Annotated in this window: 19 protein-coding genes; 10 read left to right on the top strand and 9 right to left on the bottom strand. The window is 38.6% G+C overall.

Features of this window, described 5'->3' with window-relative positions; all coding sequences use genetic code 11:
* Positions 1 to 51 precede the first annotated feature (51 nt).
* Both ACSVH6_RS08120 and miaB read right to left on the bottom strand, forming a co-directional pair.
* On the bottom strand, positions 52 to 1314 hold the full coding sequence (locus tag ACSVH6_RS08120) for a sigma-54 interaction domain-containing protein (RefSeq protein ID WP_438077319.1): 1263 nt from the start codon (positions 1312 to 1314) through the stop codon (positions 52 to 54).
* Between the two features lie 27 nt (positions 1315 to 1341).
* Positions 1342 to 2793: a tRNA (N6-isopentenyl adenosine(37)-C2)-methylthiotransferase MiaB gene (gene miaB / locus ACSVH6_RS08115; RefSeq protein WP_438077317.1), complete on the bottom strand. Its 1452-nt coding sequence runs from the start codon at positions 2791 to 2793 to the stop codon at positions 1342 to 1344.
* A 330-nt stretch (positions 2794 to 3123) separates the two neighbouring features.
* On the opposite strand from miaB, the gene ACSVH6_RS08110 reads away from it, so the two are divergent.
* The 8 genes from ACSVH6_RS08110 to ACSVH6_RS08075 all read left to right on the top strand — a co-directional run bounded on the left by ACSVH6_RS08110 (position 3124) and on the right by ACSVH6_RS08075 (position 13202).
* Positions 3124 to 3336 (top strand): hypothetical protein, encoded by a 213-nt coding sequence (locus tag ACSVH6_RS08110; RefSeq protein WP_438077315.1) that lies wholly within the window; start codon positions 3124 to 3126, stop codon positions 3334 to 3336.
* A gap of 131 nt (positions 3337 to 3467) precedes the next feature.
* Entirely contained in the window at positions 3468 to 5966 is a 2499-nt protein-coding gene (topA, locus tag ACSVH6_RS08105; RefSeq protein ID WP_438077313.1) for a type I DNA topoisomerase, read from the top strand.
* A gap of 3 nt (positions 5967 to 5969) precedes the next feature.
* A complete protein-coding gene (locus ACSVH6_RS08100) occupies positions 5970 to 7121 on the top strand; it encodes a formimidoylglutamase (RefSeq protein WP_438077311.1) in 1152 nt (383 codons plus the stop codon).
* 247 nt (positions 7122 to 7368) lie between these two features.
* Entirely contained in the window at positions 7369 to 8790 is a 1422-nt protein-coding gene (gldK, locus tag ACSVH6_RS08095; protein ID WP_438077310.1) for a gliding motility lipoprotein GldK, read from the top strand.
* A gap of 50 nt (positions 8791 to 8840) precedes the next feature.
* Complete coding sequence (gene gldL / locus ACSVH6_RS08090; RefSeq protein WP_438077308.1) at positions 8841 to 9473, top strand: gliding motility protein GldL; 633 nt, start codon at positions 8841 to 8843, stop codon at positions 9471 to 9473.
* Positions 9474 to 9529: 56 nt separating this feature from the next.
* Positions 9530 to 11074, top strand: a complete 1545-nt coding sequence (gene gldM, locus ACSVH6_RS08085) for a gliding motility protein GldM (protein ID WP_438077306.1) — start codon at positions 9530 to 9532, stop codon at positions 11072 to 11074.
* A 42-nt stretch (positions 11075 to 11116) separates the two neighbouring features.
* A complete protein-coding gene (gldN, locus tag ACSVH6_RS08080) occupies positions 11117 to 12094 on the top strand; it encodes a gliding motility protein GldN (RefSeq protein WP_438077304.1) in 978 nt (325 codons plus the stop codon).
* Positions 12095 to 12158: 64 nt separating this feature from the next.
* Positions 12159 to 13202: an NAD(P)/FAD-dependent oxidoreductase gene (locus ACSVH6_RS08075; RefSeq protein ID WP_438077303.1), complete on the top strand. Its 1044-nt coding sequence runs from the start codon at positions 12159 to 12161 to the stop codon at positions 13200 to 13202.
* Here ACSVH6_RS08075 and ACSVH6_RS08070 read toward each other — a convergent pair.
* Positions 13192 to 13575 (bottom strand): DUF983 domain-containing protein, encoded by a 384-nt coding sequence (locus ACSVH6_RS08070; RefSeq protein WP_438077301.1) that lies wholly within the window; start codon positions 13573 to 13575, stop codon positions 13192 to 13194. The two genes, ACSVH6_RS08075 and ACSVH6_RS08070, sit on opposite strands and share 11 nt — an antisense overlap.
* Positions 13576 to 13675: 100 nt before the next feature.
* On the opposite strand from ACSVH6_RS08070, the gene ACSVH6_RS08065 reads away from it, so the two are divergent.
* Entirely contained in the window at positions 13676 to 15586 is a 1911-nt protein-coding gene (locus tag ACSVH6_RS08065) for an ABC-F family ATP-binding cassette domain-containing protein (protein ID WP_438077299.1), read from the top strand.
* Positions 15587 to 15614: 28 nt separating this feature from the next.
* Here the strand turns inward: ACSVH6_RS08065 and ACSVH6_RS08060 are convergent, their stop codons facing one another.
* On the bottom strand, positions 15615 to 16760 hold the full coding sequence (locus tag ACSVH6_RS08060) for an 8-amino-7-oxononanoate synthase (protein ID WP_438077298.1): 1146 nt from the start codon (positions 16758 to 16760) through the stop codon (positions 15615 to 15617).
* A gap of 59 nt (positions 16761 to 16819) precedes the next feature.
* Positions 16820 to 17302, bottom strand: a complete 483-nt coding sequence (locus ACSVH6_RS08055; RefSeq protein WP_438077296.1) for a DUF1761 domain-containing protein — start codon at positions 17300 to 17302, stop codon at positions 16820 to 16822.
* A 219-nt stretch (positions 17303 to 17521) separates the two neighbouring features.
* Between ACSVH6_RS08055 and ACSVH6_RS08050 the strand changes: the two genes are divergently transcribed.
* Positions 17522 to 18376: a leucine-rich repeat domain-containing protein gene (locus ACSVH6_RS08050; RefSeq protein ID WP_438077295.1), complete on the top strand. Its 855-nt coding sequence runs from the start codon at positions 17522 to 17524 to the stop codon at positions 18374 to 18376.
* A gap of 66 nt (positions 18377 to 18442) precedes the next feature.
* On the opposite strand, the gene ACSVH6_RS08045 is transcribed toward ACSVH6_RS08050, so the two are convergent.
* From ACSVH6_RS08045 to ACSVH6_RS08030, 4 genes are all read right to left on the bottom strand, one after another.
* Positions 18443 to 18889, bottom strand: coding sequence for a KTSC domain-containing protein (locus ACSVH6_RS08045; protein ID WP_438077293.1), 447 nt, complete (start codon positions 18887 to 18889; stop codon positions 18443 to 18445).
* A gap of 316 nt (positions 18890 to 19205) precedes the next feature.
* On the bottom strand, positions 19206 to 19391 hold the full coding sequence (locus ACSVH6_RS08040; protein ID WP_438077291.1) for a YgaP family membrane protein: 186 nt from the start codon (positions 19389 to 19391) through the stop codon (positions 19206 to 19208).
* A gap of 9 nt (positions 19392 to 19400) precedes the next feature.
* A complete protein-coding gene (locus tag ACSVH6_RS08035) occupies positions 19401 to 19706 on the bottom strand; it encodes a hypothetical protein (protein WP_438077290.1) in 306 nt (101 codons plus the stop codon).
* 12 nt (positions 19707 to 19718) lie between these two features.
* Entirely contained in the window at positions 19719 to 22916 is a 3198-nt protein-coding gene (locus ACSVH6_RS08030; protein ID WP_438077288.1) for an efflux RND transporter permease subunit, read from the bottom strand.
* Between the last annotated feature and the right edge of the window lie 15 nt (positions 22917 to 22931).

Here is a 22931-nt window from a genome sequence, read left to right as displayed (position 1 = left end):
AATATAAAACCATTATTGGGTTTTGGAATCTCTTTTTTTAGAATTTTACAATTATAGGTTAAACTGCTTTATCTTTCGGTAAAGAGTTCTCTCTGAGATACCCAATTCGTCTGCAGCCGCTTTTCGCTTTCCTTTGTGACGCTCTAAAGATTTTTTGATAAGTTCAATTTCTTTTTGTTCCAATTTCAGCACTTCCTCTTCTTCTACCGTTTCGGCCATTAAATAATTGGTGTCATCTTCGTCATCAAATTCCTCTTGTTGCGATTGATTAGGGGTAGGGATGATATTCATTCTTGGTTCTTCTTCAAAAGATATTTCGTTTTCCCCTTCTTTCGAACCATAGACTTTTTGAATCAAACTCGGATTGATATCCTGCACTTTAGTGCCGTTTTTCATCAGCTCCAGCGTTAGTTTCTTCAAATCATTCAAGTCACTTTTCATGTCGAAAAGCACTTTGTACAAAATATCTCTTTCGGTGGCAAAATCGCTGTCTGACTTTTTTCCTCCGATTACCGATGGCAGTGTACTGCCTTCTGTCGGAAGATAGGATTGCAACGTTTGTAATGATATATCGCGATGGGTTTCTAAAACGGAAAGTTGCTCAGCTACATTGCGCAACTGACGGATATTTCCGCTCCAACGGTATTTTTGTAAAAACTGAATGGCATTCTCGCTCAATTTGATTGGAGGCATTTTGTATTTGTGTGCAAAATCAGAAGCAAATTTTCGGAAAAGCAAATGAATATCCTCTTTACGGTCGCGCAACGGTGGCAACGGAATGTCTACCGTGCTCAAACGATAATACAAGTCCTCACGGAATTTGCCTTTTTCAATTGCGTCAAACATATTCACATTGGTGGCCGCCACAATACGCACATTGGTTTTCTGTACTTGAGACGAACCCACTTTGATGAACTCACCGTTTTCCAGTACACGTAACAAACGCACTTGTGTCGTCAGTGGCAATTCGCCTACTTCATCCAAAAAAATGGTACCTCCGTCTGCTACTTCAAAATACCCTTCACGGGTATTGGTCGCTCCGGTAAAAGCACCTTTTTCGTGACCAAATAGCTCACTGTCAATCGTTCCTTCGGGTATGGCACCACAGTTTACGGCTATGTATTTACCGTGTTTTCTATGCGAAAGCGAATGAATAATTCGGGGAATACTTTCTTTACCCACACCGCTTTCACCTACCACCAATACTGAAATGTCTGTAGGAGCTACTTGAATAGCTTTCTCAATAGCACGGTTCAATTTCGGGTCATTCCCGATAATCTCAAAGCGTTGTTTTATGTTTTGAACTGATTCCATGTTGTTCCGAATTTATTTCAGTTGCTCTTAGTTTTGCATCCCCGAATACCCAACAGCTTCTCCTATTAAGGTAGCTGTGGTACAATCGGTCACTTTTACTAAGACAAAATCGCCTTCTTTGTAATTGCCTTTCGGGAAAACCGTTACCACGTTTTCTGAGTTTCTGCCACTCCAGTGTTGATTGGATTTTTTGGATTCTTTTTCAATCAATACTTCTACTGTTTGACCCAGGAAACGTTTGGTTCTCTTTTCGCTTAAGATTTGTTGCAAGTCTACAATTTCCTGCAAACGTCTTTTCTTTACTTCCTCAGGCACATCATCTTCCATCTTTCTGGCAGCCAAAGTGCCCGGTCTTTCGGAATACGCAAACATATAGCCAAAGTCATATTCTACATATTCCATCAAACTCAAGGTGTCTTGATGATCTTCTTCCGTTTCTGTCGGGAAGCCCGATATCATGTCCTGTGAAATAGAACAGTCCGGAATGATTCTTTTGATTTTATCCACCAACGCCATGTATTCTTCACGGGTGTGTTGGCGGTTCATTTCTTTTAGTATTCGGGTACTGCCGCTTTGTACCGGCAGGTGAATGTAGTTGCACACATTATCATATTTGGCAATCACGTGCAATACTTCCTCGTGCATGTCTTGCGGGTTCGAAGTCGAAAAGCGAAAACGCATCTTAGGAAAGGCAACAGCGCATTGTTCCAAAAGCATTGCAAAATCAGTAGCCGTAGCCTTTTGCATTTCGGTGGCTTTGTCGAAATCTTTTTTCAATCCGCCACCATACCAAAGGTAACTGTCTACGTTTTGACCCAACAAACAAACTTCTTTAAAGCCTCGGTTCCACAAATCCTGAATTTCTTCCATGATACTTTGTGGTTCTCTGCTACGTTCCCGTCCGCGGGTAAAAGGCACCACGCAGAAGGTACACATATTGTCGCAACCTCTTGTTATAGATACAAAGGCATTTACGCCATTACTGTTCAAACGCACCGGCGCAATATCGCCATAGGTTTCTTCTTTGGATAAAATTACATTGATGGCATCCCTTCCTTCTTCCACTTCTTTCAAAAGATTCGGCAAGTCTTTGTAAGCATCAGGGCCTACGACCATGTCTACAATTTTTTCTTCTTCCAGGAATTGCGTTTTCAAACGCTCGGCCATACAACCCAAAACACCCACTTTCATCCCCGGATTAATACTGCGTTTTACCGCGTTGTATTTCTCCAAACGTTTTCTCACGGTTTGCTCGGCTTTGTCTCGGATAGAACAAGTGTTGACCAAAACCAAGTCGGCCTCCTCGAGTTTTTGAGTCGTATTATACCCTTGCTCGGTCAGGATAGACGCTACAATTTCACTGTCCGAAAAATTCATCGCACAGCCGTAGCTTTCTATAAATAGTTTTTTGGTGTTGCCTTCTTTGTGTTCCAGTACCATGCTGGTACCTTGTTTTTTCTCGTCAATTTCCTTTTCCATAAATAATATATCACTTTCGGGACAGCAAAGATAATACTAAATTCTAATATCTGACAAGATGGCAGAAACGGTTTAACAAAAGATTTGGAACCACTCGAACAATAGCAAACTGGTGAAACGATGATTCGGGCATGTTTAGAATCCATATTCCCGCTGTTCTGCACCCATCAGCGCTAAAAAGGTTTTGTCTTTTGTTTCGGTATACTTTAAAAAAGTATGGTATAACATCAATCCTATATATAGGTGGAGCATCAATTTGATATTCATCTGAAAAGTTATATACCATTTTAAATTTTAATCCAAATAGATTTTCCGGATTCCCGCTGGGTTTTGGATTTTCCCAATGAAGTATTGGGTTTTCCCAAGGGGGTATTGGATTTACCCAAGGGGGTATTGGATTTGCCCAAAGGGGTGTTGGATTTACCCAATGAAGTATTGGATTTACCCAAAGGGGTGTTGGATTTACCCAATGAAGTATTGGATTTTCCCAAGGGGGTATTGGATTTACCCAATGAAGTATTGGACTTTCCCATAGGGTTTTAAAAGTTACTGTTACTAACACATAGCTGCGAAACCAAATAAGTTGCTCTTATGGGTCAATCACCGTTAAAAACCAACCTTAAATCGATAATTTAAAAAAAACGTTTACTTTTGTCCGCGTAAACAATAGGCATATGGCAAAGAATTTAGTTATCGTGGAGTCGCCGGCAAAGGCAAAAACAATCGAAAAATTTCTGGGGAGCGACTATCAGGTAGAGTCCAGTTACGGGCACATTGCCGATTTGCCTTCCAAAGAAATAGGAGTAGATGTGCTGAATGGTTTTAAACCTAAATACGAAGTCTCCTCAGATAAAAAAGCCTTGGTGACCAAACTCAAAGGATTAGCTAAAAACGCCGAAATGGTATGGCTGGCTTCCGATGAGGACCGCGAGGGAGAGGCCATTTCCTGGCACTTGGCGGAAGAATTAAAATTAGACAAGAACAAAACCAAACGTATTGTTTTTCACGAAATCACCAAATCTGCCATTCAAAAAGCCATTGAAAACCCACGTGGTATTGATTACAACTTAGTTAATGCGCAACAGGCTCGAAGAGTATTGGACCGATTGGTAGGGTATGAATTGTCTCCGGTACTTTGGAAAAAAGTAAAAGGCGGTTTGTCGGCCGGTCGTGTACAGTCGGTATCCGTTCGCTTAATCGTAGAGCGCGAAAGAGAAATCCAGGAGTTCAAACCCGTGGCTTCGTATTCGGTTACCGCTGAGTTTATCAACGAAGCCGGCAAAGTGGTGAAAGCCAAATTGCCGAAAAACTTCGCGACCAAAAAAGAAGCGGAAGACTTTTTGCAAAAAAACGTAGGCTCCTTATATAAGGTAGCCGATTTAGAAACCAAACCCACTAAAAAATCACCGGCAGCGCCCTTTACGACATCAACGTTACAACAGGAAGCCGCCCGTAAATTATATTTACCCGTAGGGATTACAATGCAAATCGCCCAGCGCTTGTACGAAGCCGGACTCATCACCTATATGAGAACAGACAGCGTGAACCTTTCACAGGAAGCGATGGCAGCGGCACAAGCAGAAATCACCAGCTACTACGGAGCCGAATTCAGCAAGCCGAGAAATTTCAATACCAAATCAAAAGGAGCACAGGAAGCCCACGAAGCCATCCGTCCTACAGACATGTCCCGTCATACGGTGAATGTAGAAAGAGACCAAGCCCGTTTGTACGAACTAATTTGGAAAAGAACGTTGGCCTCTCAAATGAGTGATGCGGAATTAGAGCGAACCAATGTGAAGATTGAAGCCAATAATCATTCAGAAGTTTTTCAGGCCACCGGAGAAGTTATCAAGTTTGAAGGGTTTTTAAAAGTATACTTAGAAGGCAATGACGAAGATGATGAAGAACAAGAAGGCATGTTGCCGGCTTTGAAAGTCAACGAAAAATTAACCAACAACAATATTACAGCTACCGAAAGATACACGCGTCCGGCCTCAAGATATACTGAAGCGGCGCTGGTTAAAAAGTTGGAAGAGCTGGGTATCGGTCGTCCGTCAACATATGCGCCCACAATTTCTACTATCATCAGCAGAAACTATGTAGAAAAAGGCAATATGGAAGGGGTAGAACGAAAATATGTGCAGCTGACCTTGAAAGAGGGTAAAGTAGACGAAAAGATTTTAAAAGAAAATACAGGCTCTGATAAAGGCAAGTTAGTACCTACCGATATCGGAACCATTGTAAATGACTTCTTAGTGAAAAACTTTGAAGCCATTTTGGATTATAATTTTACGGCCAAGGTAGAACAGGATTTTGACGAAATAGCAGAAGGTAATATCGATTGGGCCAAAATGATGCAGGACTTCTACAACAAGTTCCATCCGAATGTTCAGGAAGTAGAGAAAAATGCTGACAGAGAAAGCGGTGAAAGGATATTAGGAACAGATCCTAAAACAGGTAAACCGGTTTCGGTACGTTTAGGGAAATTTGGTCCGATGGCACAAATTGGTGAGGCCGATGATGAAGAGAAACAGTTTGCAAGCTTACGTCAGGAGCAGAATATCGGAAACATTACATTAGAAGAAGCCTTGAATTTATTCTTGTTGCCTAAAAATCTAGGAACTTATAAAGGAGAAGAAGTAGAAGTGAGCAATGGTCGTTTCGGTCCTTATGTTCGTTTCGGAAAACAATTCATCTCATTACCTAAGGGAGAAGATCCTTTGGATGTAACTATGGAACGTGCTCAGGAACTGATTAATGAAAAAGCCAAAGCCGATGCGCCAATCGCCGTTTATAAAAATATGGACGTGCAAAAAGGGGTGGGACGTTTTGGTCCTTTCTTAAAGTGGAACGGCATCTTTATTAATGTAAATAAGAAATACAACTTTGACAATTTATCCCAATCGGATATCGCAGAACTGATTGAAGAGAAATTGCAAAAGGATATTGATAAAGTAATCCACAACTGGGAAGAAGAAGGAATAGTGGTGGAAAAAGCCCGTTGGGGAAAATCAGTAATTACCAAAGGCAAGATTAAAATCGAATTGAACAAAGATGTGGATGCTGCCAAATTAACTTTGGAAGAAGTGAAAGAGATGATTGAAAAAATGACCCCGGCCAAGAAAACAGCCGCCAAAAAAACCACCAAAAAAGCACCTGCTAAAAAGAAATAAACTATGGAATTTGATTTTCTGTCACCGGTTGATGATGAAATTATTCAATTTGTAAACGGCCTGTCGTCACAGCACTTAGGGAGTAAAGTAGCCTTTCATACCGAAAAAGATTTTCCGGATACGGATCAGATTAAAATTGCCATTATTGGTGTTTTAGAAAATCGCGGCGATGCCAATGCTTTTGAAGAAGTAGATTTGATTGCTATTCGGAAAGAATTGTATGGTTTGTTTCCCGGCAACTGGCAGAGTTCCATTGCAGACTTAGGCGACATACTTCCGGGAAATTCTCTGGAAGACACGTATTTTGCTTTGCAGAAAGTAGCTGCCAAGTTAATCCGAAAAAATATTATACCTATTATAATAGGAGGTTCTCAGGATTTGACGTATCCGTTGTATCGAGCTTATGATGCCATGGAACAAATGGTTAATTTGGTTTCTATCGACAGCAAATTTGATTTTGGTAAGCAGGAAGACGGGGTGTCTGTTTCATCGTACTTGTCTAAAATCGTATTGGATGAGCCGAATAATTTGTTTAATTACTGTAATATAGGGTATCAAACGTATTACAATTCACAAGAAGAGATTGATTTAATTGAGAAGTTGTATTTTGATGCTTACCGTTTGGGAGAAATTTCAAACAATATCGAGTTGGCGGAACCTGTTTTCCGTGATGCTGATATTGTGAGTATTGATTTAAATTCTGTAAAGTCTTCATATTCAGGAAATTTTATTACTTTTACGCCTAATGGTTTTGACGGGAAAGAAATTTGCAGCCTGTCGCGTTATGCAGGCATCAGTGACAAAGTGAGTTCATTGGGAATCTTTAATCACAACAATAAGAAAGAGGAAGCTGTGCTTATCGCCCAAATTATTTGGTATTTTATCGAAGGATTGAATTATCGATCTAATGAATATCCGTTTGGAACCCGTGAAAATTATTTGAAATACATAGTGCCTCTGGAAAACGAAGAATTGGTGTTTTATAAAAGCAATAAAACGGACCGTTGGTGGATAGAAATTAATTTTTTTTCAGGCCAACACAATAAACTGAAAAAAAATACGTTATTACCATGTTCGCACGAGGAATATTTAATCGCCTGTAATCAGGAAATCCCCGAAAGATGGTGGAAGGCCCAGCGAAAAAATAGCCTTTAGGAATTAAAAAAAGTATAAAAACGAGTAAACAACTATAAAATAACTTATAAAATACTTACAAAAAAATATAAATATTGCACTTTATCGATATTTTTATGTACTTTATCGGATAAATATTTTTTTTTTTGACTAATTAATTTTAGCTTTGGCATGTTAATTAATTTTTGATTTTATAATTGTTTTTTTGAAAAATAATAAATAGGTTTACGCCCTTAAAAAATAGAATATTCAAATAACCCCAATTTATATGAAGAAGTTCATTGCATTCGCATCATTTTTAGCTTTATTAACGAGCTGTGGAGGATCAAGCGACAAAGGTGAGTTAGTAGGAGTTAAAGGAAAAAAATGGCATCCGGAAAAACCTTTCGGGATGACTTTGATTCCGGGTGGTGCTTACATTATGGGTAAGTCAGATGATGACCCTGCCAATGTACAGGACGCACCGACTAAAACGGTTACGGTTAGATCATTCTATATGGATGAGACTGAAATCACAAATAGTGAATACCGTCAATTTGTGGAATGGGTAAAAGACTCTACTATTAGAGTTCGTTTGGCTATTCTAGCTGATGAAGTGGGTCAAACTGCCGGCGGAAAAGGTGGTAAAGGCGGAAAAGGTGGTGGTAAAGGCGGAAGCATTGGTGACTTTGCTTTCAATGATACCGATCCTGCAAAAATGACTCCTTACGATAAATACATGTATGAGAACTATTATAGTGTGGGTACTGAAGATGATCCTTATGCAGGTAGAAAATTAAATCGTAAAGTGAAGTTGATTAAAGAAACCAGCAAATATCCTGATGAGTACTATACTGAAGTTATGGATACAATGTACTTGCCGGTAGCTGAATCTTTTAATGGTTTAAGAACCATAGATGTAAAGAAATTAAAGTTCCGTTATTCTTGGATGGACATACAAGCTGCGGCTAAGGCTAAGGTTGGTAAAAGAAGTTCATTCATCAGAACAGAACAACAAGAGGTGTATCCGGATACTACAGTTTGGATTAAAGATTTTGCTTACTCTTACAATGAGCCGATGCACAATGATTATTTCTGGCACCAAGCTTACGGTGAATATCCTGTAGTCGGAGTGAACTGGAAACAAGCTAAAGCATTTTGTGCTTGGAGAACCTTGAACAAAAACACTTACGTAAAATCTAAGAAAAAGCACCATGACTTAATTAACTCTTTCCGTTTGCCTACAGAAGCTGAGTGGGAATACGCAGCTAGAGGAGGTCTGGAGTCAGGAACATTCCCATGGGGAGGTCCTTATGCTAAAAATGACAGAGGTTGTTTCTTAGCGAACTTCAAACCAAACAGAGGGGATTATGCGGCTGACCAGGCTTTGTATACAGTAGAGGCTAAGTCTTATGAGCCAAATGGATATAATCTTTACAATATGGCTGGTAACGTAGCGGAATGGACGGATTCATCTTATGATCCTGCTGCTTACGAATATGTATCAACTATGAACCCTAATGTACCGGACTTGAAAAACATGAGAAAAGTAGTTCGCGGCGGTTCTTGGAAAGATGTTGCTTACTTCTTACAAGTAGGAACAAGAGACTTTGAATATGCGGATACAGCAAGAAGTTATATAGGATTCCGTACTGTACAAGATTACATGGGAACTCAGGTAACCGGAAAAAACAAAGCACCTAGAAAGTAATTTCAAAACCACTTATTATATTAACTTAACTAACTAAAATTTTTATTATTATGGCATTATTACCAAAAAAAGTTATGAATTTCGCCTACGGTATGGGGGCAGCAGTTGTAATTGTTGGAGCATTATTCAAAATACAACACTGGACAGGAGCAAGCGCAATGCTTATTATAGGTCTATTAACTGAGGCATTAATTTTTGGTTTGTCAGCCTTTGACCCAGTTGATAAGGAGTTGGATTGGTCATTAGTATATCCTGAATTAGCCGGTGGTGAACCAACAGCTAAAGGAGCAAAGAAAGAAGATCCAAAAGAAGCACAAGGTTTATTATCTCAGAAATTAGATAATATGTTGAAAGAAGCAAAAATTGACGGACAGTTAATGGAAAGTTTAGGAAACAGTATCAGAAACTTTGAAGGAGCTGCTAAATCAATTTCTCCAACTGTTGATGCAATGGCTGGTCAAAAGAAATACGCTGAAGAAATGACAAAAGCGGCATCTCAATTAGAAACCTTAAACGGTTTGTACCAATTGCAGTTGCAAAGTGCTGAAAGAAATGCACAAATTAACAATGAAGTTGCTGAGAATAACCTAAAATTAAAAGATCAAATGCAGTCTTTAACTTCTAACTTGTCTTCATTGAACAATGTTTACGGAGGAATGCTATCTGCAATGAGTAACCGATAATTAGTTTTTAAACTATATTTTACAAACAAAAAAATAATTTAAACTAATTAGAAAAGATGGCAGGAGGAAAACTAACCCCTAGACAGAAGATGATTAACCTGATGTATCTGGTTTTCATCGCGATGTTGGCATTAAACATGTCAAAAGAAGTATTGACGGCTTTCGGTTTGATGAATGAAAAATTCGAAGGCGTTAATAAATTTTCAGAAGAATACAACAAAAGCTTATTAGGAACTTTAGAACAAAAGGCACAGGATGATCCGACCCGTTTTAAAGGACCATTGGATAAGGCAAATCAAGTTCAAAAGATATCAAAAGAGCTTTATGCTTACTTAGGAACTTTAAAAGAGGCGGTTTCAAAAGAGTTTGAAAGAGACCCGAAAACCGGAAAGTTACCTTATGAACAAATGGATAAAGGTCATTATATTGATGAAACTTGGTTCAAAGGTGACAGATATTCTAAAAAAGGTGATGAAATCATCGCTAATATTGAGAAATATAAAAATGATTTAATTGCTGTTTTTGGAAATGATGTTAAATATCAGCCAATCATCAACAACATTAAAACCAAATTTAATTTGGATAATGTGAAAGATAAAGATGGTGTTTCTAAAAAATACTTGATGTATCATTTTGAAGGTTTCCCTGCTGTAGCTTCTATCGCTAAATTAACCAGTATGCAAAATGATGTTGAGTCTACAGAGCAAGACATTTACAATGCCTTAATCGGTAACACTATTGCTCAGGCAGCTTCATTGAAAAACTTCCAGGCAATGGTAATTTTAGAGAAAAATGTATACTTTGAAGGTGAAACTGTAAAAGGAAAAGTAGTGTTAGGAAAATACGATGCTAACACAGTTCCTACAAGTTTCTCTGGTCCTGGTAAAATTGAAAACGGTCAAGCTGTTATCTCCATGACTGCTGGTGCTGTTGGAGAGAAAAACATTACTGGTACCTTCTCTTTCATGGAAGACGGTAAACCAGTGCCTTTGAAATTCGAAGGTAAATACGTAGTTGTACCTCGTCCAAATTCAGCAAACATTTCTGCTGACAAAATGAACGTAGTATACCGTGGTTTACCAAATCCAATGACAATTTCATTTGCAGGTATTCCTGATAATGCTGTTACCGCTTCTGCTCCGGGATTGTCATCTGCAGGTGGTAAAGGTAAATACAACTTAAACCCAGGCGCAGGTACTGAAGTTACAGTTTCTGTTACCGGTAAGATGTCAGACGGAAAGTCTGTTACGGATAAAAAAGTATTCAGAATTAAAAATATTCCTGCTCCAGCTGGAGCTATCGGAAAACAAGTGGGTGTACTTAAAGGAGCTAAATCTCGTTTAGAGGTATCTCAAGTTACTGCTGAATTACAAGATTTCTTGTATGACCTACAGTTCCAAGTTACTCGTTTTACGTTTAAAGTTCCTGGTCAACCTGCTATTATTGTTAATGGTGACAGAGTGAATTCTCAATGTAAAGCAGCTTTAGCCAGAGCTACCAGAGGTGATCAGATTACTATCTCCGAAATTAAAACTAAAATCGTTGGAGGTGCTAACGTTATTACAAAAGATGCATCACCTGTGGTTTACGAAATTCAATAATATTTGAGTTATCTATACCTACTATAACTTATTTTATACATTATGAAAATTAAAAATCTTTTATTTGCGGCATCTGCTTTAGTATTGTGCGTAAGTTCTTTTGCTCAGTCTAATTTGCTTAATGCAAAAGTTCCGGATGAAATTGGAAAGAAAACGCCTGCGCAATTAATTTCTGATAATGATAAGCCATTGCCTTATGGTTATGTGCACGACAGAGACGTATTGATGGGGAAGACCATTTGGGAATTAATTGACATTGATGAAAGAATTAATTTTCCTTTGTATTATCCAATCGATACTGCTTTTGTTGGTAAAGACAGAAGATCATTGTTTGATGTTTTGATTAAAAACATAAAAAACGGTAAAATTACTGAAGTATATGCGGATGATTATTTTAATACTAAAAAGTCATTCAAAGATATGAGTTCATCTTTCACTTTTATTGATACCATACCAGCAGGTAAGGATTATATTAATGACCATTATGATGAATTTTATCCAAAAGCATCAACACGAAAAGTGAAAAAAGGAAAAACTTGGGTAACCGAGGAAGTACCTGCTGCACCGGGTGCTGTGTTGGATCCTCAGTATATCGATAAGAGAGAATTAACCGCTCAGGATATTTCAGGATATAAAATAAAAGGATACTGGTATTTTGATAAACGTCAAGGAGAGTTGAAATATAGATTGTTAGCCATTTGTCCTGTGGCTCCTGAGGCTAGAGATGTTGGTAAAGAAAATGGAGATGTAATTGATTTGTTTTGGGTATATTTCCCGGCTATCAGAGACATTCTTCATGAAGCTAAAGCCTTCAATGATAAAAACTCTGCCATGCCTATCAGTTTTGATCACTTGCTGAATTCCCGTCGTTTTAACGGTGAAATTTACAAAGAGGAAAATGTGTATGGCGATAGAGAAATTCAACAGTACATGAAAGACAATGCCCAAAATCAGTTGTTAGAATCGGAAAGGGTAAAAGAGAAAATCCGAAACTTTGAATCTGATATGTGGAATTATTAAGATTATTTCCCATTCAATATAAAAACTCTCACCTTTATGGTGGGAGTTTTTTTATCTTTATACAATGACAGATTATATTATTGTTGGTGCTGGTTTGGCTGGCATTGCTTTTGCCGAGACACTTTTAGAAAAGGGAAAAACATTTGTGATTTTTGATAATCATTCGCAGAACTCTACCCGAATCGCCGGAGGCTTATACAATCCGGTCATTCTAAAACGGTTCAGTCAGGTCTGGATGGCTAATGAGCAGTTGTCTATAGCGGACAAGTTTTACCATCGCTTAGAAGAAAAGCTTTCTGTTCAGGTTGATTTCAAGATGCCTATTTATCGAAAGTTTTTTTCGGTAGAGGAGCAGAACAATTGGTTTTCTGCTTCAGATAAGCCAGCTTTAGCTCCTTTTCTATCAACCACCATTATTCATAAACAGTATAAGTCTATTGAATCACCGTTTGGCTATGGTGAGGTATTGCATACCGGTTATGTTGATACAGGACTTTTTTTAGATAGCTATCACGCTTATTTAAAAGAGCTGGGATTGTTAAGGGAAGAGGCCTTTGATTATAATCAATTAGAGGTTTTAGATACACAAGTGCATTATCAAGGATTAGAGTCAAAACACATTGTCTTCGCAGAGGGCTTTGGGATGCATGCTAATCCGTTTTTTAATCATTTGCCACTTGACGGGACCAAAGGAGAATTATTTGTTATTAAAGCGCCTGATTTAGACTTGGATGTTATTGTGAATACCAGTGTCTTTATACTGCCTTTAGGTGACCATTTTTTTAAAGTGGGAGCTACCTATAACTGGGATGATAAAACCAGTATTCCCACCGAAGCCGGAAAGAAAGAACTTATCGAACGAATTAAGGAAATTCTGTGCTGTGATTTTGAAATCATAGAGCATTTTGCTGGTGTACGTCCTACGGTTAAAGACCGACGCCCTTTATTAGGGACTCATCATAAACATAAGAACTTGCATATTCTGAACGGACTTGGTACGCGAGGTGTAATGTTGGCACCGGCTATGGCTTTGGATTTATATGCCTATATAGAAGAAGGAGTTCCTTTGGAAAGAGCCGTAGATATTAAGCGTTATACTACTTCTTAACTGCATCTTTATCGTAATGCACAAAAAAGTTGATGTATATATTTCTGGCCAATCTGGCCGTTATCGGCATAAGAACTATCAGACCGACTATGATTGCGATAAAAGAGGTAACTAAATCAAGACTCAGAAAAATTTTGGCAATAATAAAAACGGCTACACCTATGGCTACTGTTAAGGCGTAGCTCACATACATTGCACCGTAAAAAAAAGAGGGCTCTATTTTATAATGCAGTCCGCAATGACTACATTCTTCATGCATGTTGTAGATGTTTTTTAAATTATACGGATTAGGGTCTGTATACATATTTTCTTCTTGGCAACGAGGACAACTTCCTGTTAAAATGCTATTTAGTTTGGATCCTTTTTTTAACATTTGCAAAAATTTTAGCTTTGTTCGGTTTGGCCTTATGGCCTAGAGTGTACAAAGGTACTTTATAGAACTCTTTTTAATGTAACTTTTGTAACAAATCATTATGTTAAACATACACAATTTATCGGTTTCGTTTGGTGGGACGTATCTTTTTGAAGAGGTAACTTTTCGTTTGGGTTCAGGTGACCGTGTTGGACTGGTTGGAAAAAATGGAGCGGGGAAATCGACTATGCTCAAAATATTGGCCGGTGATTTTAAACCGGACAGCGGACAAATTGCCACAGAAAAAGAAGTACGCATAGGTTTTTTGCGTCAGGATATTGATTTTGAACAAGGCAGAACTGTACTCGAGGAAGCGTATCAAGCATTTGAAGAAATTAAGCGGGCCGAACGTAAAATAGATGAAATCAACCATCAGTTGGCCACAAGAACCGATTATGAAAGTCAAAGTTATTCGGATTTAATTGAGCAGTTAAGTGATGTAACACATCATTATGAAATATTGGGAGGCTATAATTATGTGGGAGATACAGAGAAAATTCTCTTGGGACTTGGATTTAAGCGAGAAGATTTTAATAACCAAACCGATACCTTCTCGGGGGGGTGGCGCATGCGTATCGAGTTGGCCAAGTTGTTATTGCAATCGAATGACATCTTGTTACTGGATGAGCCGACAAATCACTTGGATATTGAGAGTATCATTTGGTTGGAAGGCTTTTTAAGAAACTTCCCGGGAGTGGTGGTGATTGTATCACATGATAAAATGTTTTTGGATAATGTGACCAATCGAACCATTGAAATTTCATTGGGAAAGGCCTATGATTTTAATAAGCCATACTCTCAGTATTTGGTATTGAGAGAAGAAATTCGGGAAAAGCAATTGGCTACACAAAAGAATCAGGCCAAGAAGATTGAGGAAACTGAAAAGTTAATCGAGAAGTTTCGTGCCAAAGCCTCCAAAGCCTCGATGGCGCAATCATTAATTAAAAAGCTGGATAAAGTAGAGCGCATTGAAGTAGATGAGGATGACAATTCGGTGATGAATATATCATTTCCGGTATCGCAAACGCCAGGGAGAGTTGTTATTGAAGCCGACCATGTGACTAAAGCCTATGGAGATAAGGTCATCTTAAAAGATATTTCGCTTTTGGTGGAACGAGGAAGCAAGATTGCTTTCGTAGGACAGAATGGTCAGGGAAAATCCACTTTTGTAAAAGCCATTGTGAACGAGTTCAAGTACGAGGGGACTATCAAACTGGGTCATAATGTGCAATTGGGATATTTTGCCCAAAATCAAGCTGAATATCTCGACGGAGAGATTACATTGTTGGAAACCATGACTAATGCCGCAACTGATACCAATCGTTCAAAAGTGCGTGATATGTTGGGTTCTTTTTTATTCCGTGGAGATGATGTAGAGAAGAAAGTCAAAGTACTGTCAGGAGGCGAACGCAATCGTTTGGCATTATGTAAATTACTATTACAGCCCATCAATGTGCTGGTGATGGATGAGCCTACGAATCATCTTGATATCAAATCAAAGAATGTGCTGAAAGCTGCGTTACAGAAATATGAAGGAACGTTGTTGTTGGTTTCTCACGACAGGGATTTTTTGCAGGGCATGTCGAATATCGTATACGAGTTCAAAGACCAAAAAATTAAAGAGTATTTGGGTGACATCAATTACTTTCTGGAACAACGCAATGCCGCCAATATGCGTGAGATTGAGAAAAAAGACGTGGTGGTCAATAGCAATGTGTCCAAAGGAAATAAAAGTCTGTCTTATGAAGATCAAAAGAAAAACAAATCACTGCAAAATCGTTTGAGCAAAATAGAAAGCCAAATCAAGCAATTGGAAATCGACATTCAAAACGATGACAAGGCTCTGGCTTCCAACTATGACAAACATATAGAAGATGCTAACTTCTTTATGGCATATAACAAGAAAAAAACAGAATTGGATAAGCTACTTGAAGACTGGGAAGTTGTTCAAGGGGAGTTGGATAATATGTAATCAAAAGAGTTCCGATAGGAACTCTTTTTTATTTAAACGGATGACGTTGCTGCCAAACTAAATCGGGCTCTAACTTCGGAAAAATTTTTGACATTAATTTGTCAATCCACTTGTTGGTGTGGTAGATGAAACCGCTCATTTCTATCGGCTCTGCTCCGATGGAGCTCTTAATCTCTAAAGCAGTTCTTCCGAAAATAATCTTTTCGAATCGATGTTCAATTCCATACTGTGTCATTTGGTACAGCATGTTCAGGTACAGCATCTTTTGCTTTTGTATGTGTTCGTCATAACCTAAAAAATAAGTTTCCAACACATTTCCGTTTAATAACAGGGTGTGAAAACCTACCAATGTATCGTTTAAGAAATAGCCGCATAGTACAAACCGGTCTTTACATTGTTTCTTAAAAACGGAGAAGTGATTTTTGGCTAAGAAAAAAGTGTTGAACGGTGCATTTTTGGCTACGTGATAATACAACTCGTAAATGCGTTCTTCTCGGCTTATAATTTCTTCCAATGGCAATTCACGGGTTGTGATACCTTCAAATTTCTTATGTGCCCTTTTGTATTGATCTCTGTATTTTTTAGAAAAAGCAGCGGTGTAATCTTCGTTGGTTTTCCAGTCTGCAGGCAATTCAAAAATCATATTGGGTTGCGTATTGAACTCATACATTTGGGCAAAGTCAAATCGTTTCATTTCGTCAGCACATTTTTGATAAAAATCTTTAAAAGAAACGATATGGATTTTAATATGCTGCTTTTTGAAATAAAGGATAATTTCATCAGCACAAGCAGTTAGCAAGTCACAGATGTGTTTAGGGTCAATGTCTTTTAGAAACGCATAGCCATTTTGGCCGGTAATCATATTGTTGCCCAAAAACAATACATGGGACGCAAAGTTCTTAAAGACAAAATTGCGGATATAAGTTTTCAAACAACGGTCCCTTTCCCCAAAGGATTCCAGTTGGTTCAGATTCAGGTATTGCGACAAGGCTACTCCGATAAGTATTTCTTTTTCAAAAATACCGATATAAAAACACTGCATGTTTGTTGGCGCAGATTCTTCTAACACCTTTAAATATGGCGTTTGCAGAAAAGCGTTTTCATGAGCAACATGGTCCCAAGAATCGGGCAGTTGAGCTACAGTGGTGAAAATTTTAAAATCAGGGGTTTCCAATACGCTAAAAAAAATCGCTCCACAAATGTAGAGCGATTAGTATATAATAAAATGTTAAACTATTTCCATCCGCAAATGATGGCACCCATAATCATCATCGAAACCATCCAATAACCGGCATTAATTAAAATGTATCTCCAAGATTTTTGTTCAAATAATCCGTTAATGGCAGTGATGGGAAGCGCAATGAATAATCCGGCCATAAAGCCATGCAGGGCACCGTGCTTGAATGTTCTGAATGCTTCACCATAATCGGCTAGGAATGCCGTGTAGGAAGCTTTGGCAATTGTAGGATCTCCACCTACCATACCTAAGGCACCCATTTGATGAATTACCAAGGATGGCATCATAAAGGATAACATAAAGGAATAAAAAATGGTCAAACCGAAAACTTTCAACATATTTGATTGTTTCGCTTTTTCTTCTGTCATTCCGGATTCTTTCATCCAGATGGTTCCGAAAATTTTAGGACTGTACCAAACAAATCCCACCAGTAGTGTAACTAAGGTTGACACTAAAACGGCTAAAAAATTAAAAGGCATATTGTTTATATTTAATTGGTTAGGATACCAAATATAAATAAATAAATTTTAAATCAGATTCTTTGCCAGTTTCAGACAATTTTTCAATGAGAAATTTTAATAAAATGTAAGATAAATATATAAAAATAAACACTTAAAATGTATTTCATCGATTATTTTTGTTTTTAAACGGATAAATGTATAGTTTTACACCGTCATAAACCCCAAATCACAAAACTTATGAAATCTATTTTTACTTACTTAGCCATCTTCTTAGTTTCTGCTTCTTCGTTCGCAGAAATATCCAATACGGAGAAAAATGCTTTAGTGAAACTATACAAAGCCACTAAAGGTTCGCAATGGACCAATAAATGGGATTTGAAAGCACCGGTATCTTCTTGGTACGGTGTAGGAATCCAAAATGACAAAGTGGTTTCAATTAAACTAATCAACAATAACTTGGTGGGTCAACTGCCAGAAGAGCTTGGTGACTTGACCTCATTGGAGGTGTTGAATCTTTTCAGAAATACCATTTCAGGCCCGCTGCCGGAAACGATTGGGAACCTGAAAAACTTAACACAATTGAATATTGCGTTCAATCATATATCGGGTGCTTTGCCTCAAACGTTGGGTAATGCTACCAAGTTAAAATCGATCGAATTACATATGAACCGTTTGACAGGTGAACTGCCTGCCAATATTGGTAATTTGGCCAGTTTAGAGACGCTTTCATTATTTAACAATGAGATTGAAGGATCAATTCCAATGTCTTACTACCAATTGAAATCTTTAAAAGAATTATTACTTAACAGTAACAAACTCACAGGTAAATTAGAAAGAGAAGTATCTAATTTAACTTCTTTGGAAACTTTAAGTTTGTTTGAAAATAAAATGGACGGTCAGGTGCCTTTTGATTTAGAGAAGTTACACAACCTGAAAGAAATGAATATCTCTTATAATATGTTCAACGGTTTTGTTTCTAAAAACTTAGCCAAATTAGATACTTTGAACATGACCATGGTGAATGAGCAAGGGGTAGCTACCACGCTGAAAGTAAGCATTGATAAAAACTCAGCCTTTGCCGCTGACGAATAAAGATAGTTTTTTATAAATTTTGTTAGGTAAAAAAAGTCTTGAGTATTACTCAAGACTTTTTTTGTATTACTCGGCAGCTACTAACTTAGAAGTGCTTCGGTAGATATAATCGTTGTAGATGTGTCTGCGTGCAAAACGGCTTGGCGATTCGGCGTTAATCATTTTGATGTACATTGGGCGTAATACTCCGAAAAACTCAAACGAATTTCCATCCAAAAAAGTAATGTATAACACGCTGTTTTCATAATAAAAATCGGCAATATTGCTACTGCTTGTAATTCGGTTGTATTCGGCTCTGTCCTTCTCCAGCGTTTCCGGAGCAATACTCACCAAAAAATGGTAGGCCGCAATAATCTCTTTACTTCTTTCCTCCGCCAAATGACGTTCTTCTGCATCCGCTATCGTATCAGGATGGCTATCCTTCATGCTGTTGCGGTAAATGGTTTTCAGCTCTTTTAAAGTGGCTGTTTTTGTAACGCCGAGTAACGCTCTGTACTCAACAATTTTTTTCATATTCATAATGTGCCAATAAAAAATCCCTGCTTTTCAGTAGGGCTTTAGTTTTTGCGATAACGCTTACCGCATTTCGGGCGCAAAGATAGGTTTTTAATTCACAGTATCTAATTTATTGGTAATGAATTGTAAAATAAGTGGTTAACTTGGATTTTTTAGAATAAGATAAAAGTAAATATTGATTTTTTTCCCGGTTTCCGGCCTTGTAAGTAATAAACCAAATATTGTCAAGACCGGAAACTCTTCAGGAAACTAGTAAAATTGGGTATTGTGAATTTTAAATTACTATTTATGAGTAGTTGTCGACAAAGATTGTTTAGTCTTTGACACCCAATTTTTTCAAAATGTCTTCCATCAAACACCAACGGGTTATTGAGGATTGAAGCAGATTGGCTCCCACAAAAGCAGTAAACCAAAACCAATTTGGATTGACATAATGAGCCAATAAAAGACTTATAAGGATAAATGTGCCGGCTACGGCTCTAACGATTCTGTTTTTCATAACTTCTAATTAATTTGATTTTTCGATGTTTAAAACGGCAATATGTATTTGCGAAGTAGTTGTTTGACTTTGATTAAACGAGGTAACCAATTCAAATAAAGGGTCTACCTGTTTCGAAGGAACAAAAGCATAAAACAGAACCGATTCGGTTTCATGCATTTCAGAAGCAAACCAATTGTTTTCCAACGCGTCATCACTACTGTCGCGGTATCCTATAACGCTCCGATAGGAAAACGTGTGCACTTTGGCCTGCTTCAATAATTGTTTGATGATAGGATCAAACTCCTGTATGGCATTGATGATTACTAATTTCATGATGTTGTATTTTTAATTGGGTTTTTCCCATTTCTTTCTTTCGGTTACATAATAAATAATAGGCACCACTAATAAGGTCAGTAGGGTTGATACAATGGCACCAAACACCAGCGATATCGCCAATCCCTGAAATATTGGATCAAATAATATGATAGAGGCACCAATGACTACAGCTCCGGTGGTCAGTAGGATAGGCGTAGTTCGCACAGCGCCTGCTTCAATAATGGCTTGTTTTAATGCGATGCCTTCCTGTAATCGGATTTCAATAAAGTCAATCAACAGCACCGAATTCCTCACCATAACGCCCGCCAAGGCAATCATTCCGATAAACGAAGTAGCGGTGAAAAAAGCGCCCAACAACCAGTGACCCAAAACAATGCCGATTAATGAAAGCGGAATCGCCATCATCATCACCATAGGCGTTTTAAAGTTTTGAAACCAACCCACGATAAGCATGTAAATAATCACAATAACCACCAAGAAAGCAACTCCTAAATCGCGGAATACTTCCAGTGTAATCTGCCATTCGCCATCCCATTTTACTGTAAAATCGCTTTCATCTGTTGGTTGTTCCATGTACAATTCATTGACTTTATACCCTTTAGGCAATTGCATTTTTTGCAGTTTTTCATTCATACCCAATATAGCGTATACCGGACTTTCTAATGCGCCCGCCATATCTGCCGTTACGTAAACGACCCTTTTTTGGTCTTTTCGGTAAATGGTTTTTTGCAAAGTGTCTTCAACAACTTTCACCAGATCACTCACCGGAACCACAGTACCCCGACCGCCTTTTATTTTTAAATTCTCAATGTCCTGCAACGAGGTTTTGTCTTTATCATCCAAAGAGAGCACGATGCCCACATTGTCATTCGAGTTTTCCGCATAAAGATTGGAAACCGGATATTCTTTCAGCAGGTAAGTCAAATTGCCTACGACTTGTTGTGGCGCTACACCATTCAGCATGGCTTTTTCTTTATCCACTTCCAAGCGGTATTCGGTTTGATTGTCTTCGGTCATCCAGTCTACGTCTACGATGTCCGAGGTGGCTTCCAAAATCCTTTTTACTTGGTTGGCCACTTTGATTTGGTCTTTGTAATCCGGACCGTAAATTTCCGCTACCAAAGTAGACAGTACCGGTGGCCCCGGCGGCACTTCAATGATTTTTACATTGGCACCATATTTTTTGGCAATCTTTTGCACTTCGGGACGTACTAACTTGGCTATGGAATGACTCTGCAAATCGCGGTCTTCCTTGTGCAGTAAATTTACTTGGATGTCGGCCATATTGCTGCCGCCACGCATGTCGTAGTGACGCACCAGTCCGTTAAACGTGATAGGAGCAGAAGTACCAATATAGTTCTGGTAATTGACCACTTCGGGAACGGTAGAAAGGTATTGGGCGATTTCCTGAGTTACCGCTGCTGTTCTTTCTAAAGTTGTACCTTCCGGCATATCAATCACCACTTGAAATTCGTTTTTATTGTCAAAAGGCAACATTTTCACTGCTACCGTTTTGGTGAAAAACATTGTTACAGAACCTAACAATAACAGCACCGTAATTCCTACCAGGATTCTTCTTTTTTTAGAACTGTCCAATAATGGTCTTTCCAGTTTGTTGTAGAGTTTGTAAATAAATGAAGTTTCCAAACCTTGTTCGGCTTTGTGTTCCTGTGCTTCTTTTTCCTGTAACAGATGATACCCCAGATAAGGCGTAACTGTCAAAGCCACAAACAACGAAAGCAACATGGCAATCGAAGCACCAATCGGCATCGGACTCATATATGGTCCCATCATCCCCGAAACAAAAGCCATAGGAAGTATGGCGGCAATAACCGTGAATGTAGCTAATATGGTCGGATTTCCCACTTCATTAATGGCATAGATGGCCGCTTGCTTAAACGGCAGTCGCTTCATTTTAAAATGGCGGTGCATGTTTTCGGCAATGATAATACTGTCATCCACCACAATACCCACTACGAATACTAATGCGAAAAGCGTAATTCGATTCAGCGTATAGCCTAATAAGTAGTAAGCAAACAAGGTCAATGCAAAAGTCAGCGGCACTGAAAAGAATACGACCAGTCCGCCTCGCCATCCCATTGCCAAAATGACCAACAGGGTTACGGCTACAATGGCTATGCCCAAGTGCAGCAACAATTCACCTACTTTATCCGAAGCGGTTTCTCCGTAATTGCGGGTAACTTCTACATGGACATCATTGGTAATCAGACTTTTTTTCAATTGGTTGACGCGGTCCAGAATCTTCTCTGAAATCTTCATTGCATCGGCACCTTTTACCTTACCGATTGAAATCGTAACTGCCGGGTATTCGGATTTGGCATTTTTGAAATTCGGATTGGCTTTACCGTAACCGAAAGAAACATAGCTGCTCGGCGTGGCCGGCCCGTCCTGTATTGAGGCGACTTGTTTTAAATACACCGGCATATTGGCATTCACGCCAACGACTAAGTTTTCTACATCCTCTGCCGTTTTCAAAAACTCTCCGGTAGTTACCAAATACTCCTTGTCGTTATTCACAAAACTGCCCGATTGCGAACTGCCGTTGTTGGCCTGTATCATTTGTATAATACCCAAAGCATCCACACCGTTTTCGGCCATTTTATCTTTATCGAGGACTACTTTTACTTCGCGGTTTCTGCCACCTATTTCTTTGGTGATGGCTACATCTTTTACCTTTTCTATTTCCGAAGTAACTTCTTCCGCCATTTGGCGCAATTCAAAATCGGATAGTTTTTCGCTCCACAACGTTAATCCCAGCATGGGAACATCGTCTATAGAACGCGTTTTTACCATTGGTTTGTAAACGCCTTGCGGAAACATGTTGTCATGTTTGGCCAATTCGTCATATAATTTTACATAGGAACGTTCTACATCCTGACCTACATAAAATTGCACAATCAGCATCGCTTGACCGTTCATGGCCATGCTGTGCACGTGTTCTACGCCTTTGATGTTGGAAATAATCTTCTCCAACGGCTTTACAACGCGGCTTTCCACTTCAGTTGGATTGGCTCCCGGATACCCTACCATGACATCGGCCATAGGCACGTTAATCTGCGGTTCTTCTTCGCGGGGAATCAAAAACGAACTGTATACGCCTATGATCATCAACGCCACCATCAATAATATGGTCAACTTAGAGTTGATGAAAAAATGGGCTATTTTACCTGATATACCTTCTTGCATAATTTTTAATTTGAA

Origin of the sequence: Flavobacterium sp. XGLA_31, assembly GCF_051547105.1 — a bacterium.
Lineage (GTDB): Bacteria > Bacteroidota > Bacteroidia > Flavobacteriales > Flavobacteriaceae > Flavobacterium.
This window is presented reverse-complemented; position numbering and strand designations above follow the sequence as displayed.